This window comes from Photobacterium aphoticum, assembly GCF_001029435.1.
Classification (GTDB): domain Bacteria; phylum Pseudomonadota; class Gammaproteobacteria; order Enterobacterales; family Vibrionaceae; genus Photobacterium; species Photobacterium aphoticum.
Genome location: NZ_LDOV01000015.1, coordinates 21726 through 35734, shown reverse-complemented (window position 1 = coordinate 35734; position 14009 = coordinate 21726). Strand labels below are relative to the sequence as shown.

The 14009-nt window shown below is 52.3% G+C and carries 12 protein-coding genes; 5 read left to right on the top strand and 7 right to left on the bottom strand.

From position 1 onward, the window contains the following. Positions 1 to 6: 6 nt before the first annotated feature. Both ABT58_RS08010 and glnA read right to left on the bottom strand, forming a co-directional pair. Complete coding sequence (locus ABT58_RS08010) at positions 7 to 576, bottom strand: DUF4124 domain-containing protein (protein WP_047873878.1); 570 nt, start codon at positions 574 to 576, stop codon at positions 7 to 9. A gap of 123 nt (positions 577 to 699) precedes the next feature. Next, positions 700 to 2109, bottom strand: a complete 1410-nt coding sequence (gene glnA, locus ABT58_RS08005; protein ID WP_047873877.1) for a glutamate--ammonia ligase — start codon at positions 2107 to 2109, stop codon at positions 700 to 702. A gap of 484 nt (positions 2110 to 2593) precedes the next feature. Between glnA and typA the strand changes: the two genes are divergently transcribed. Both typA and ABT58_RS07995 read left to right on the top strand, forming a co-directional pair. Further along, positions 2594 to 4426, top strand: coding sequence for a translational GTPase TypA (gene typA, locus ABT58_RS08000; RefSeq protein WP_047873876.1), 1833 nt, complete (start codon positions 2594 to 2596; stop codon positions 4424 to 4426). Positions 4427 to 4593: 167 nt separating this feature from the next. After that, positions 4594 to 5127 (top strand): AAA family ATPase, encoded by a 534-nt coding sequence (locus ABT58_RS07995; RefSeq protein ID WP_047873875.1) that lies wholly within the window; start codon positions 4594 to 4596, stop codon positions 5125 to 5127. Positions 5128 to 5221: 94 nt separating this feature from the next. Here ABT58_RS07995 and ABT58_RS07990 read toward each other — a convergent pair whose 3' ends face one another. After that, entirely contained in the window at positions 5222 to 5863 is a 642-nt protein-coding gene (locus tag ABT58_RS07990) for a DUF2959 domain-containing protein (protein ID WP_047873874.1), read from the bottom strand. A 74-nt stretch (positions 5864 to 5937) separates the two neighbouring features. Here ABT58_RS07990 and ABT58_RS07985 point away from each other — a divergent pair, with 74 nt between their 5' ends. Genes ABT58_RS07985 through ABT58_RS07975 form a run of 3 tightly spaced genes read left to right on the top strand, consistent with a single transcriptional unit; the run spans position 5938 to position 8361 of the window. After that, positions 5938 to 6915, top strand: a complete 978-nt coding sequence (locus tag ABT58_RS07985) for a virulence factor BrkB family protein (protein ID WP_053063025.1) — start codon at positions 5938 to 5940, stop codon at positions 6913 to 6915. A 21-nt stretch (positions 6916 to 6936) separates the two neighbouring features. Beyond that, a complete protein-coding gene (gene dtd / locus ABT58_RS07980) occupies positions 6937 to 7374 on the top strand; it encodes a D-aminoacyl-tRNA deacylase (RefSeq protein WP_047873872.1) in 438 nt (145 codons plus the stop codon). A 51-nt stretch (positions 7375 to 7425) separates the two neighbouring features. Continuing rightward, entirely contained in the window at positions 7426 to 8361 is a 936-nt protein-coding gene (locus ABT58_RS07975) for a bifunctional GNAT family N-acetyltransferase/hotdog fold thioesterase (protein ID WP_047873871.1), read from the top strand. Here ABT58_RS07975 and ABT58_RS07970 read toward each other — a convergent pair. The 4 genes from ABT58_RS07970 to hslR form a co-directional block, all read right to left on the bottom strand. Continuing rightward, positions 8301 to 10436 (bottom strand): AsmA family protein, encoded by a 2136-nt coding sequence (locus ABT58_RS07970; RefSeq protein WP_047873870.1) that lies wholly within the window; start codon positions 10434 to 10436, stop codon positions 8301 to 8303. The genes ABT58_RS07975 and ABT58_RS07970 overlap by 61 nt on opposite strands. 111 nt (positions 10437 to 10547) lie before the next feature. Further along, positions 10548 to 12179, bottom strand: coding sequence for a phosphoenolpyruvate carboxykinase (ATP) (gene pckA / locus ABT58_RS07965; protein WP_047873869.1), 1632 nt, complete (start codon positions 12177 to 12179; stop codon positions 10548 to 10550). A 317-nt stretch (positions 12180 to 12496) separates the two neighbouring features. Then, positions 12497 to 13375, bottom strand: a complete 879-nt coding sequence (hslO, locus tag ABT58_RS07960) for an Hsp33 family molecular chaperone HslO (RefSeq protein WP_047873868.1) — start codon at positions 13373 to 13375, stop codon at positions 12497 to 12499. Between the two features lie 94 nt (positions 13376 to 13469). Further along, a complete protein-coding gene (hslR, locus tag ABT58_RS07955) occupies positions 13470 to 13880 on the bottom strand; it encodes a ribosome-associated heat shock protein Hsp15 (RefSeq protein ID WP_047873867.1) in 411 nt (136 codons plus the stop codon). Positions 13881 to 14009: the final 129 nt, after the last annotated feature.

Below are 14009 nucleotides of genomic sequence, written 5' to 3'. Positions count from 1 at the left end.
GGACGATCAGCGAGGTTGCGGGGTCGTCCGTTTCTGGTTAACGCCGGCACGGTGCAGATACACAGTGATCTTATCTGATGATGCAATTACCTTGCCGTATTTCAGCAATTCCACCTGCAAGGTATGCGTGCCTCGGTTGATGTTGGTGAGCTGCCATTGCAGTTGAGTTTGGGCGCGGCCTTCGACTTTGCCATCGAGTAACAGACGGACGGTATGGCCTTTTTTCAGTTTACGGCTGCTGTTGGCGGTGACCTGAATATTCCCGCTGTTATCACGCAGGGTTTGCTGGTGGCTCGGGGACAGCAGGGTGACGGCAGCCGCTGGCAGGTTGGCCTCATCCTCGTCGTCGGCATGGGCCGCCGTGGTGGCATCGCCAGCGGTGTCATTGGCAGCCGGTGCGGGTGCGCTTTGGCGTTTCGGCGGTTTGATGTCGAGCACTTTGGCTTCCGGGCTGGGCTGATCGGTAAAGTGGATCACGCCGTTTTCATCTTCCCAGGTGTAGATAGTGTCGGCCACGGCCATGCCTGACATGCCGATGACAAGGCCGATCAAAAGCGTGAGGGTACGTATTTTCATGAGTTTAGGCTATGGCTGTGGATGATCCGTCTATTGTTCGGAGTCCCCTTCGGGGCAGCAATAAAAAAAAGGCCAGCGTGTGAGGCTGGCCATATTCTCTAGGGTGTTCTCTCAGTTCGTTACTTATACAGAGTAGTACAGTTCAAACTCTAGTGGGTGCGTTGTCATGTTGATACGCTCAACGTCCTGAGATTTCAATGCGATATATGAATCGATGAAGTCATCAGAGAACACGCCGCCAGCCGTTAGGAACTCACGATCGTCGTTCAGTGCTTCTAGTGCAACCTGTAGAGATTCAGACACTTTAGGGATCTCTGCCGCTTCTTCTGCCGGTAGATCGTAAAGGTCTTTGTCCATCGCTTCGCCTGGGTGGATCTTGTTCTGGATACCGTCAAGGCCAGCCATCAGCATCGCTGCGAACGCCAGGTATGGGTTGGCTGCTGGGTCTGGGAAACGCACTTCGATACGACGTGCTTTCGGGCTTGGTACCACAGGGATACGGATAGACGCAGAACGGTTACGTGCAGAGTAAGCCAACATTACCGGTGCTTCAAAGCCAGGAACCAGACGCTTGTACGAGTTGGTTGCAGGGTTTGCAAAGGCGTTGATTGCACGTGCGTGCTTGATGATACCGCCGATGTAGTACAGTGCCATTTCAGACAGACCGCCGTACTTGTCACCCGCAAACAGGTTCACACCGTCTTTAGCCAGTGACTGGTGCACGTGCATACCTGAGCCGTTGTCACCCACAAGTGGCTTAGGCATGAAGGTCGCCGTTTTACCAAATGCGTGTGCCACGTTGTGTACCACGTACTTGTAGATCTGAATTTCATCCGCTTTAGTGGTTAGCGTGTTGAAGCGCGTTGCGATTTCGTTCTGACCCGCTGTCGCCACTTCGTGGTGGTGTGCTTCTACCACTAGGCCCATTTCTTCCATGATCAAACACATAGCAGAACGGATGTCTTGTGATGAATCCACTGGCGCCACTGGGAAGTAACCGCCTTTCACGCCTGGACGGTGACCTTTGTTACCGCCTTCAAAATCAGAACCTGTGTTCCATGCCGCTTCTACGTCGTCGATTTTGAAGAAAGAGCCAGACATGTCAGTGGCAAATTTCACATCGTCGAACAGGAAGAATTCTGGCTCAGGACCAACCAGTACGGTGTCTGCGATACCAGTGGCACGCATGAAGTCTTCAGCGCGTTTTGCGATAGAGCGTGGGTCACGGTCGTAACCTTGCATTGTTGCAGGCTCTAGGATGTCACAGCGGATGTTTAGCGTGGCATCTTCGGTGAATGGGTCCAGTACGGCGCTTGCAGCATCCGGCATCATCACCATGTCTGATTCGTTGATGCCTTTCCAGCCAGCAACTGATGAACCATCGAACATTTTACCTTCTTCAAAGAAGTCAGCATCGATTTGGTGAGAAGGGATAGAAATATGCTGCTCTTTACCTTTGGTATCGGTAAAGCGTAGGTCAACAAACTTCACTTCGTTTTCCTGGATCAGCGCTAGTACGTTTTCAACTGACATCTTGAGTAACCTCCGGTGTTAGATTGGGCAACGGGCCGCAACAAAATAATGTGTGAGCGCTCTTCGCTCGCTTGATTTGATATAAGCGAGAACCGTGCCAACTTTTCAAAGCCCCAAAATAGCGCATTCCTGGCTTTTCTGAGGCGTAAAATTCCTTCCTTTGCACCATTGTAGGGATTGCTTGCACCAAAATGGTGCGTTTGTGCGTTTTTCCCGACAACGAAGTGCGTATCTACATTAGCCCACAGCGGCATATTGTCAATTGGCTGAGCGGAATAAAACAGGCGCTTTATCGGGGCAGTTTGTTGGATTTCTTGGCAGAAATGGCAGAAAAAAATCGGGGTTAGGCAAGAAGAAGAAAAAAGGCGGTGATATAAATCACATATTACGTGGGTTTTGGCGTAAAATCTGTTAGATTATGAGCCGTTTTTTTAACCAAGTGGCGCCATCCGGCCGCTGCATGTTCTGAGTGAATGTGAAATCCATGTCTAATCCACAGATCGATAAATTAAGAAATATCGCAATTATTGCGCACGTTGACCACGGTAAAACCACCCTGGTTGACAAACTGCTTCAGCAGTCTGGCACGTTAGAGTCTCGCGGTGAAGTTGAAGAACGCGTAATGGATTCCAACGACATCGAAAAAGAGCGTGGTATTACCATTCTTGCTAAGAACACAGCGATCAACTGGAATGATTACCGCATCAACATCGTAGATACCCCAGGACACGCCGACTTCGGTGGTGAAGTAGAGCGTATCATGTCGATGGTTGACTCTGTACTTCTTATCGTTGACGCGGTAGATGGTCCTATGCCTCAGACTCGTTTCGTAACGCAGAAAGCGTTCGCACACGGTCTGAAGCCAATCGTTGTTATTAACAAGATTGACCGTCCAGGTGCACGTCCTGAGTGGGTAATGGATCAGGTATTTGACCTATTCGACAACCTAGGTGCAACTGACGAACAGCTAGACTTCCAAGTGGTTTACGCATCAGCACTGAACGGCTGGGCAACCCTAGAAGAAGGCGAAACTGGCGAGAACATGGAACCATTGTTCCAGGCGATCGTTGACAACGTAGCAGCGCCAGACGTTGACGTTGACGGTGCCCTACAGATGCAGATCTCTCAGCTAGACTACAGCTCTTACGTTGGTGTTATCGGTGTTGGCCGTGTAACGCGTGGTTCTGTTGTTCCTAACCAGCAGGTTTGTGTGGTAGGTGCTGACGGTAAGAAGCGTAACGGTAAAGTAGGTACAGTACTAGGTTACCTAGGCCTTGAGCGTCACGATGTTGAGAAAGCAACAGCGGGTGACATCATCGCTATCACAGGTCTTGGCGAGCTGAAAATCTCTGACACTATCTGTGACGTGAACACACCAGAAGCGCTAACTCCGCTATCTGTTGACGAACCAACGGTAACCATGACTTTCCAGGTGAACACGTCTCCGTTCGCGGGTAAAGAAGGTAAGTACGTAACTTCACGTAACATCCTTGAGCGCCTACAGAAAGAATTGGTACACAACGTTGCACTGCGCGTTGAAGAAACTGAAGACCCAGACAAATTCCGCGTATCAGGCCGTGGTGAACTTCACCTGTCTATCCTGATCGAAAACATGCGTCGTGAAGGCTTCGAGCTTGCAGTATCTCGTCCAGAAGTAATCATCAAGCGTGACGAAAATGGCGATCTACTAGAGCCGTTCGAAACGGTAACTATCGACGTGATGGAAGAGCATCAGGGCGGTATCATGGAAAACATCGGCCTACGTAAAGGTGAGATGACTGACATGGCACCAGACGGTAAAGGCCGTGTTCGTATGGACTTCATGATGCCTTCTCGTGGCCTGATCGGCTTCCAGACTGAGTTCATGACCCTGACTTCTGGTTCTGGTCTGCTATACCACACGTTTGACCACTACGGCCCACACAAAGGCGGTAACATCGGTCAGCGTAACAACGGTGTATTGATCTCTAACGCAACCGGTAAAGCACTGACTTACGCCCTGTTCAACCTACAGGAGCGTGGCCGTCTGTTCGCTGAGCACGCAGATGAAGTTTACGAAGGTCAGATCATCGGTATTCACAACCGTTCTAACGACCTGACTGTTAACTGTCTGAAAGGTAAGCAGCTAACTAACGTTCGTGCATCAGGTACTGATGAAGCACAGGTTCTTTCTCCAGCAATCAAGTACACGCTAGAGCAGGCACTAGAATTCATCGATGATGACGAACTAGTTGAAGTAACACCTGAAAGCATCCGTATCCGTAAGAAACTTCTTACTGAGAACGATCGTAAGCGTGCAAGCCGTACTGCAAAATAATTGCTGACAGCTTGTAGCTAATCCAATCCCCCCATCGGTCTGACCATGGGGGGATTGTTGTATCTGGGGGCCTGGAAATTGGGCCTGGAGATTGGACCTAGATATTGGGTTTGTAAATCGCGATTGGATATCGGCTTTGGAAAAGCCAGGAACACGAGAAGAACAGCATGGAACCGATCATCATCACCGGTGGCCCGGGGGCCGGAAAAACGACCTTGTTAGGCGCGTTGGGCGCACGTGGCTATACCACTTTTCCGGAAGCCTCCCGTTTATTGATCCGTGAGCAGGCGGCGTTGCCTGACGGCATATTGCCGTGGACAGATTTACCGCGCTTTGCGGCGTTGTGTTTAGATGTGATGGGGCAGCAGCGTGCAGAGGCGCAGCAGAGCACGACGCTGGCGTTTGTCGATCGCGCCATTGGGGATATTTGTGCCTACCTGACCATCGGTGGCGTACCGGTCAGTGAGGCCTATCAGGCTGCCGCTAAGGGCTATCATGGCACCGTATTGTGTTGTGCGCCGCGTGCCGAGATCTATGTGCAGGATGACGAGCGTCCACACAGCTTTGAAGAAGCGTTGCAGATCCATCAGCAGCTGGTGAGCACCTATCAGGCGCTAGGCTATGCGGTGGTTGAGGTGCCGTGGGGCACGGTGGCGGAACGCGTGGACTGGGTGGTGGCGTGTCTGACTGAAACGGCGTGAGGGTGTGTCTTGCGGGGGAGAGGTGGATGCCAATGCGAATGGCATATGCTTATGCCAATCATCGCCCTGCCACCGCGTAGCAGGGCGGATCGTATTAGGCTTTGTTCAGGTGCGCGATGAAGCGTTCAGATTCCGCAATCGCCGCTTCCATGTCGGTGATGGCGCGTTGAATATCACGCTGCAGGTTGCTGAATTCCCCTTGCAGTGAACCAATCGCGGCCGCGTTCAGGTTATGCTTGAGGTACAGGGTGTTGTCACGCAGGGTGTCCAGTACCGGCGTCATCTTCTTCTCGGCGCGGTGCATGGCGCTTAACATGCGGTTGTAAGACGCTTTGGTGGCATTGAGCTTGCGTTCACTGTCACGGCGCAGCGTGGCGCTGGTGTACAGCGACAATTCATCCTGCCATTCATCAAAGAGTGCGTTCGCTACATCTTCAATCGCGGCAATGCGCTCGCTCACACGCTCAGCGGCATCACTGCTGGCTTCATATTGATCGTTGATCTGGTTGTAGACGGTTTCCAGCTCACCGCCATCAAACTGGGTGACGGCTTTTAGGGCATCCAAGGCACTGGTAAATTGCTCTTGTGCCTCTTGCTGGGCTTCATTGGCTTCTTCGACGCGATCAACCATGATCTCACGCTTGTGTATCCCGACTTGTTCCATGGCAGAATAATAGGCACTTTGACACCCAGTTAATGTGGCCAGACTGAGCAGGATAACAAGTAGATAGGGCATAAGGATCTCCAAGTGTTCTAGAATCTTCTCTAACGGGCATTTTAAAGAGAAAACAAGCAAATATTGACATGACTATGGCTGACAAAAAGATAACTGGCAAGCACCACTGGCGGCAATCGGTGCAGACTGTGGTAGCGTATATGGGCTATTTACATCACCGGATTAGCCATGATCGACTCACGGTAACGGCAGGGTCGATGGCGTATGTGACGCTGCTCTCCCTGGTGCCGTTGATCACCGTGGTGATTGCGGCGCTGTCGACATTTCCGGTGTTTGCCGGTCTCGGTGAGCTGCTGCAAAACTTTGTGATTGAGAATTTTGTCCCGGCAGCGGGCGAGGTGGTGAAACAATACCTCAATGAATTCGTGGCCAATGCCGGCAAGATGACGGCGGTGGGGATCGGGGCGCTGTTTGTGGTGGCGATGATGCTGATTTCATCAATTGATCAGTCGCTGAACTACATCTGGCGGGTGCATGAAAAGCGCCGTCCGGTGATCTCGTTTTCCATTTACTGGATGGTGCTGACATTGGGCCCGGTGTTGGTGGGTTCAAGTATTGCGGTCAGCTCCTATTTGGGCTCGCTCAATTTGCTCGACAGTGAAGCGGTCAACGGGCTGTTTCAGCGCACGCTGCGCTGGTTGCCGGTATTGATGTCGAGCAGTGCTTTCTTAGGCTTGTACCTGCTGGTACCTAATACCAAGGTGCGTTTTCGCCATGCCCTGTTAGGGGCGGTGATTGCCAGCGTGTTGTTTGAGCTGAGCAAGAAGGGCTTTGCCCTGTATATCTCCAACTTCCCGTCATACCAGGTGATTTACGGTGCATTGGCGGTGGTGCCTATCCTGTTTGTGTGGGTGTACCTGTGTTGGTGTATCGTGCTGTTTGGCGCGGAGATCACCGCCAGTCTCGGGGAACGTAAGCACTGGCATCCGGACGGTAAAGCGGCCCAGCCGACCGTGCCGACGGTGGCGGAACTAGAAGCCATCGCGCAGGCACAACACCTGCCCTCAGAAACGGCGCATCCGGCATCTGAGAATCAAGAACACTCGAAATAAACGATAATAGGTAAGGAAAGAATGATTGCACTTATTCAGCGCGTAAGCGAAGCCAGTGTCACGGTAGACGGTCAGGTGACCGGTGCGATTGGCAAGGGGCTGTTGGTGTTGCTGGGCGTCGAAAAAGGCGATGATGAAGCCAAAGCGAAGCGATTGCGTGATAAGGTGTTAGGTTACCGCGTGTTTGAAGACGACAACGGTAAGATGAACCTGAACGTGCAGCAAGCAGGTGGCAGTGTGTTGGTGGTGTCGCAGTTTACTCTGGCGGCCGATACCAAAAGCGGCATGCGTCCGAGCTTTTCGACCGGCGCACACCCGACAGATGCCGAGCGCATGTACGAGTATTTTGTGGCGTGTTGTAAAGACAACGGCATCCAAACAGAAACCGGTATTTTTGCCGCAGACATGAAAGTGGCCTTGCTCAATGACGGGCCTGTGACCTTCTGGTTGCAGGTATAAGGACAGAATCACGGGCAATGCCCGCATAACGACAAGCAGGAGAAGGATTTCATGTTTCGACTGATCACCCCTAAAACGGATGACGAGCTGGCCCGCTATTACGATTTTCGGTGGCGGATGCTGCGTGAACCTTGGCACATGCCGGTGGGATCAGAGCGGGATGCGTATGATGCCATGAGCTGTCATCGCATGATTGTGAGTGACAACGGACAGACCATTGCGATTGGGCGACTGTATATGACGCCGGATAACGATGGTCAGATCCGTTACATGGCGGTGCACCCGGATCACCGTCATCAGGGCATGGGCGCCATTGTGTTGATGGCGCTCGAATCGCTGGCTCGCCAGGAAGGGGCCAAGCGGTTAGTGTGTAATGCGCGGGAAGAGGCGATTCCGTTTTATGCCCGCAGTGGTTTTACCAACCAGGGCGAATTGAGCGAAGAGCGGGGGCCGGTGCGCCATCAGCAAATGCTCAAACGCCTCGATCCGATGAATGAGGTGGTGCGCCATCCCGAATGGTGTCAGGAGCTGCAAAGCTTGTGGCAGGCGCAGATCCCGATCAGTGAAAAGATGGGGGTGCGGATCAGCCAGTACACTGGGTACCGGTTTGAAGTCAGCGCCCTTATTAATGCCAATCTCAATCCCAATGAAAGCATGTTTGCCGGCAGTATCTTCACCATGGCGACCCTCGCCGGGTGGGGCTTTACCTGGATGCTGCTCAAAGAGCGCAAACTGGAAGCTGACATTATTCTGGCCGACAGCCATATCCGTTATTTGTCGCCGGTTCGCGAGCGTCCGCGCGCGGTGGTCACGGTCGAAGATCTGCAAGGAGACGTCGAACGTCTGGCCCAGCGCCGCAAAGGGCGCGTGATGGTTAAGGTGCAGGTCTACAGTGATGAAACCTTAGCGGCGACGTTTTCCGGTACCTATATGTTGTTCCCCGCACACCCGGTGGAGGAGACGGAAATCGACGACGCCGAGGCGTGATCCCCTGTTGATGCTGTGCTGCTGGCTCCCGCCCACTGACGGTGGAGTTGCTGGCAGTCATAGCGTGCTTTTAGCTGGATTTGCTGTGTATCAGGCTTGGCCAGATCCCACTCCCCCTCCCCCTGTAAGGTCGCTTGCAGGGTCGGGCTGTTTAAGGTCATCGGTGTAAAGCGGATCTGCCCGCGCTCGCTGTGCAGGCGCAGCGGCGATAAGGTGATGGCCTGAGGTGCGATGTTGAGATCTTGGTTGAGATCTTGCTCTGTGGTGATCTCGGTGCTTATCACCGCATCTGGGCGGGGGCTCGTTGTCGTTACGGTTTCTGCCTGTCCCGGTTTTCTTTGCGTCCACTGTTGCCATAGCGCTTCGGGTGAGCCTGCCAAGCGGGTATCACGAAAACTCACCTCGATATCCCCTGCCAAGCTGTAAGCCAAGCTCACCGCGTCTTGCCCCAACCCTTCTGCCTGTCCAGTTATGTCCATTTTCCCGTGGATTGGCAGTGGCAGATCCAGCCATTGTGCAAGCAGGTGGGTAGGCAGGCTGTCACCATTGACGGCGAGTGCCCACGGTTGCCCTTGTTGGTGTAACGCCCAGTGGCCTTTGATATCCAGTAGTCCATCTTTGAACGGCAAAATGGCCTGATGCAATTGCCAGTCGCCCTCTTTCGCGCTCATGTCTACCCACGGTGCCTGCATCTCCACCGTATTCAGGCTCACCAGTTGCGCGCCGCTGGTCAACTCGCCGTGCCACAAGCCCCATTGCCCGTTTTCCATCAGTGTCAGATCGTGTCCGTCGAGGTTCAGGCCACTGATCTGCCACGGCCACTCGGCGTTACTGTCGGTCAGGTTGGTATGGCGGATCGCCAGCTGTTTGATACGAAGGGACGGTGCTTGTGTGGCTTGTTGCAACGGGGCCATCAGGGCCATTAGTGAAGTGCGCCAGTCGGCCGGTAACAGCCATTTGATGCCATTGATGCTGAGGTTATCCAGCGCCCATTGGTGCGGGCTCAGGCTGCCGGCGGCCTGTACATAACCCTCCATTAAATTGACTGCCGCCCCTTGTAGGGTGATGGTATTCGGGCTGAAGGCAAGATCGAGGAGCGGATCGGTAAAGGCGGTGTCATGCCAGCGACCGCTGTCGGCGCTGAACGACAGCAAGGCATCCGTTTGGGTATTGACTGCTTGTGGCCATTGCCAGTTTTCTAGTGACAGGCTGGCTTGATTGAGCGTGAAATCCGCCGTTTCCATACTGGTGTTAAGGATGTCTAATCGCTCAATAGTGGCGGTGAGATCGCGGGGAATGCGCGCCAGGACATCGTGCTGCAGTTGTGCCAGTGGTGTAGCGGTTTGCCATTGCCCGTCACTCAGGGTGAGCTGCGCCACGGTTACGTGGTGGCGCTGGTGGTCATATATTGCCTGACCATTGAGACGGGTGTGCTGCCACTGAGCCGAGAGGCCGTGTAGCAGCCAGGTCTGGTCGTGGTGTTCGCCGTCAATCAACACGTTGTGCAGGGTGATATCCTGCCATTGCAGTTGTTTCGCCGCTAAGCGGACATTGCCTTGGCTCTGCTGCCAGAACGGTGTGTGAGTGTCGGGGTGATAGTCCCACTGATCCCATTCCAACTGGCCGTCGGTCAGTTGCAGGCCTTGCCACTCACCGGACACATTACGCAGGGCCAAGCGTTGTGATTGGATCGCGGGTAGTGCAAACGGCAGAGAGAAGGGGGTTGTTGTCTTGTCATGGGTGGCGGCTGGCCACTGCGGGCGGTCGATCAAAATGGTATCAAACTGCCAGTGCCACTGAGTCAGGGTGTGCGGGCTCAGCCAAAGCGCGAGGCGGTCAGCTTGCAACGCATGGGTCTCATCCAGTTGCAGGCGGGGCTGGGTGATCGCGACGCTGAGCGGTTCGCGCAATGTGTAGTCCACGTGGGTCGCCGTGATCGGATACGGACTGAGTTGGTTCAGCGTCCATACCACCACCGGTGTGGCAAAGCGGGTATGCAGCAGCGTGAGAAACAGAATGACGCTCACAAGCAGCAGAATAATAACGGTAGCAGTCAGTTTCCCTAACAGGCGCATGCACACTCCCAGATATGGCGACAGTTGATGTCATTATTAAGCGGGAAAAGCGGGGTCGCAAGCATAAAAAAGCCCCTCATAAAGAGGGGCTTGTACTGACGAGATCAGGGATTAGTCTAGCTGAGGGCCAGCTGCAACCAGGGCTGCCCCTTCTGCGGTATCCGTGTACTTGTCAAAGTTGGTGATAAAGCGCTCTGCCAAATCTTTCGCCTTGCTTTCCCACTGTAGTGGGTCAGTGTACGTGTCACGTGGGTCAAGGATTTCTGGATCCACACCTGGTAGTGCCATTGGTACTTCAAGGTTGAAGATTGGAATGTGCTTGGTTTCAGCGGTATCGATAGAGCCATCAAGGATCGCATCGATAATACCGCGTGTATCTTGGATAGAGATACGCTTGCCAGAGCCGTTCCAGCCGGTGTTCACCAGGTAAGCTTCAGCGCCTGCAGCTTCCATACGCTTAACCAGTACTTCTGCATACTTAGTTGGGTGTAGCGTCAGGAACGCGTTACCGAAACAGGCAGAGAAGGTTGGCGTTGGCTCAGTGATGCCGCGCTCAGTACCGGCCAGTTTCGCGGTGAAACCAGACAGGAAGTGGTACTTGGTTTGCTCTGGTGTCAACTTAGACACTGGAGGTAGTACACCGAAGGCATCGGCAGACAAGAAGATCACTTTGTTTGCGTGACCGCCTTTTGATACTGGCTTAACGATGTTTTCAATGTGGTAAATTGGGTAAGACACACGGGTGTTTTCTGTCTTCGAGTTGTCGTCGAAGTCAATCGCACCGTCGCTGCGAACTGTGACGTTTTCTAGCAGTGCGTCACGGCGGATCGCATTGTAGATATCAGGTTCTGCTTCTTTCGACAGGTTGATGGTCTTCGCGTAACAGCCGCCTTCAAAGTTGAAGACGCCGTTGTCATCCCAGCCGTGCTCATCATCACCGATAAGAGCGCGTTTTGGATCGGTAGACAGGGTTGTTTTACCTGTGCCAGACAGGCCGAAGAATACCGCCACGTCACCGTCTTTACCCATGTTCGCAGAACAGTGCATAGACGCGATGCCTTGTAGCGGAAGGAAGTAGTTCATCATCGCGAACATACCTTTCTTCATTTCGCCGCCGTACCATGTACCGCCGATCAGCTGCATTTTCTCTGTCAGGTTGAAAACGGTGAAGTTTTCAGAGTTCATGCCGTGCGCTTCCCACTTCTGGTTCGTGCACTTCGCGCCGTTCATCACGACGAAATCTGGCTCAAAGCTTTCCAGTTCTTCGTCACTTGGACGAATGAACATGTTCTTCACAAAGTGCGCCTGCCATGCCACTTCCGTGATCACACGAATGCATAGGCGGGTATCAGGGTTGGCGCCACAGTAACCATCGATCACAAACAGACGTTTGCCCGATAGCTGATTAGTCACAAGTTCTTTCAGATCATTCCACGCTTCCTGACCAATGCTCTTATTATCGTTTTTGCCTTGGTCTGCCCACCATAGGGTATCTTTGGTGGTGTCATCTTTTACGATGAACTTATCTTTTGGTGAACGGCCGGTGAAAATACCTGTATCAACAGAAACAGCACCTAGCTCTGTCACGATACCTTTTTCGTATCCTTCCAGGCCGGGTTTGGTTTCTTCCTCGAACAGAGTTTCATAACTTGGGTTACGAACAATCTCTGTAACATTGCTGATACCGTATTGTGATAGGTTCATATTTTTTGCAACCTTTTTTTCGACGTTCATGACTGTCATAGGTGCTCCTTGGGTAAGATGTTGTTTAACTGTTGACCATGCTAGCAACCCTAAGGGGGTAAATCAGGGATGTTTATCAAAAATTAACCATTAAAAAGTTAAGGATAAGTAAAAGTTTTAAATGTTTAGAGTGAATAAGTTTACCGTGCTGTGAAGCTTGTGCGCCAGTTCAAATGATTAATATTTGTTCTGAAAAAAGCGTAACTTACGTGTTACTAAGTTTCAGTAAAAGAAGGGAAATTCGTTAGAGGCATAAAAAAAGCCAGCGCGAGGCTGGCTTTTTGTAATTAACTTTCAGGCTTAATTAGAATGACTAATTAATGCACCTGGTTGCTGTTGCTTGCAGCGGCATTTTCAAACAGTGCAGCGACATCAACGTTGTCGAAGTCGTAGCTGCTGCCACAGTAATCACAGTGCAGCGAGATCTTACCGTCTTCTGCCACAATGCGATCGATTTCCGCGCGGTCAATGGAGCAGATCGCCGATGCGCTGCGCTCACGTGAACAACCACACTGGAAGCTAACTGCTTGTGGTTCAAAAAGTTGTACCGTTTCTTGGTGGTACAGACGGTATAGGATATCCTGCGCGTCCAAGCTGAACAGCTCTTCGTTCTTCACGGTGTCAGTCAGTTGTTCTAGGTGCGCGAAATCACCTTCATGGCCTTGGCCATCCGGCATGATCTGCAACAACATACCGGCTGCTTTCGCTTCACCGTTTAGCTCGCCAGTGCGTAGCCAGATACGGGTTTTTAGCTGCTCAGAATTGTTGAAGTAACCTTCTAGGCACGCTGCCAGGTTGTCACCTTCCAGGCCAACCACGCCTTGGTAACGCTCACCTTTCTCAGGGGTGATGGTGATCACCATGTGGCCTTTACCCATCAGATCATGGATTGAGCCTGTGGTAGGGACGTCACCATTCCAACGCGCTACACCACGTAGCTGCTGGTTGTGATCGCCGTTGATCACCGCCAGTGATACGGGACCGTCGCCCTGTAGCTGTACAGTGATCGAACCTTCAAACTTCAGTGTGGCGGTCAGCAGGCTGGTTGCCACGAGCAGTTCACCCAATAGGGTTTGTACCGGTGCCGGGTAAGCCTGGCTAGAAATGATCTCTTGGTAGGTCTCGCCTAGCTGAACCAATTCACCACGTACGGAAACACCGTCGAACAGGTAACGGTGTAGACTGTCTTTTGTCATTCGCTTGTATTCTCCAGCAGGTGACTAGAAGTTCCAATTTGCGGCTTAGTTCCACGAAAGTGAAACTATTTCACGATCTTGTTACCTAATCGCATTAATTGGAATTACTTTTAAACTTAATTATATCGCGTCGTTGCTTTTTGTCCGGACGCTTCTCGGGACTCGGGCTGTCAAAAGCGTGGAGTTTACGCAAGGTCGCGTGCTCTTCACGTCGCTGAAGACTTTCTGCGGTTTCCCGGTAAAGGGTTTGTGCTTCAGGGGCACCGCGACGGCTGTCAGACAGTTTTTCGATAATGACGGTTTTATCTTCATTACCCTGTCGGATGCGCAGTTCAGCGCCGACCTCCACCAGTTTGCTGGGCTTGGTGCGCTGACCGTTGTAATGCACTTTGCCGCCATCGATCATATTGCGGGCAATGGAGCGCGTCTTATAAAAACGTGCTGCCCATAACCATTTATCGAGACGCACTTGTAAGGTGTCCGAATGGGATGTGTGCTGGCCCACAATTTGCTCCTTCGCCAAAGGGCGGTAAAAGTACCATATTGCCGACACAGCGTCAGCATGCGGTCAAGAGTAATTAAATGGTGATATTGACTCGGGATTTCAACGACAATTTGGGAATATCTTGCATAA

What these genes read in the sequence shown, in the direction of transcription:
- typA (WP_047873876.1), top strand. Translation starts at nt 2,594, where the DNA reads ATGTCTAATCCACAGATCGATAAATTAAGAAATATCGCAATTATTGCG.
- ABT58_RS07995 (WP_047873875.1), top strand. Translation starts at nt 4,594, where the DNA reads ATGGAACCGATCATCATCACCGGTGGCCCGGGGGCCGGAAAAACGACC.
- dtd (WP_047873872.1), top strand. Translation starts at nt 6,937, where the DNA reads ATGATTGCACTTATTCAGCGCGTAAGCGAAGCCAGTGTCACGGTAGAC.
- ABT58_RS07975 (WP_047873871.1), top strand. Translation starts at nt 7,426, where the DNA reads ATGTTTCGACTGATCACCCCTAAAACGGATGACGAGCTGGCCCGCTAT.
- ABT58_RS07990 (WP_047873874.1), bottom strand. Translation starts at nt 5,863, where the DNA reads ATGCCCTATCTACTTGTTATCCTGCTCAGTCTGGCCACATTAACTGGG.
- pckA (WP_047873869.1), bottom strand. Translation starts at nt 12,179, where the DNA reads ATGACAGTCATGAACGTCGAAAAAAAGGTTGCAAAAAATATGAACCTA.
- hslO (WP_047873868.1), bottom strand. Translation starts at nt 13,375, where the DNA reads ATGACAAAAGACAGTCTACACCGTTACCTGTTCGACGGTGTTTCCGTA.
- ABT58_RS08010 (WP_047873878.1), bottom strand. Translation starts at nt 576, where the DNA reads ATGAAAATACGTACCCTCACGCTTTTGATCGGCCTTGTCATCGGCATG.
- glnA (WP_047873877.1), bottom strand. Translation starts at nt 2,109, where the DNA reads ATGTCAGTTGAAAACGTACTAGCGCTGATCCAGGAAAACGAAGTGAAG.
- ABT58_RS07970 (WP_047873870.1), bottom strand. Translation starts at nt 10,436, where the DNA reads ATGCGCCTGTTAGGGAAACTGACTGCTACCGTTATTATTCTGCTGCTT.
- ABT58_RS07985 (WP_053063025.1), top strand. Translation starts at nt 5,938, where the DNA reads ATGGCTGACAAAAAGATAACTGGCAAGCACCACTGGCGGCAATCGGTG.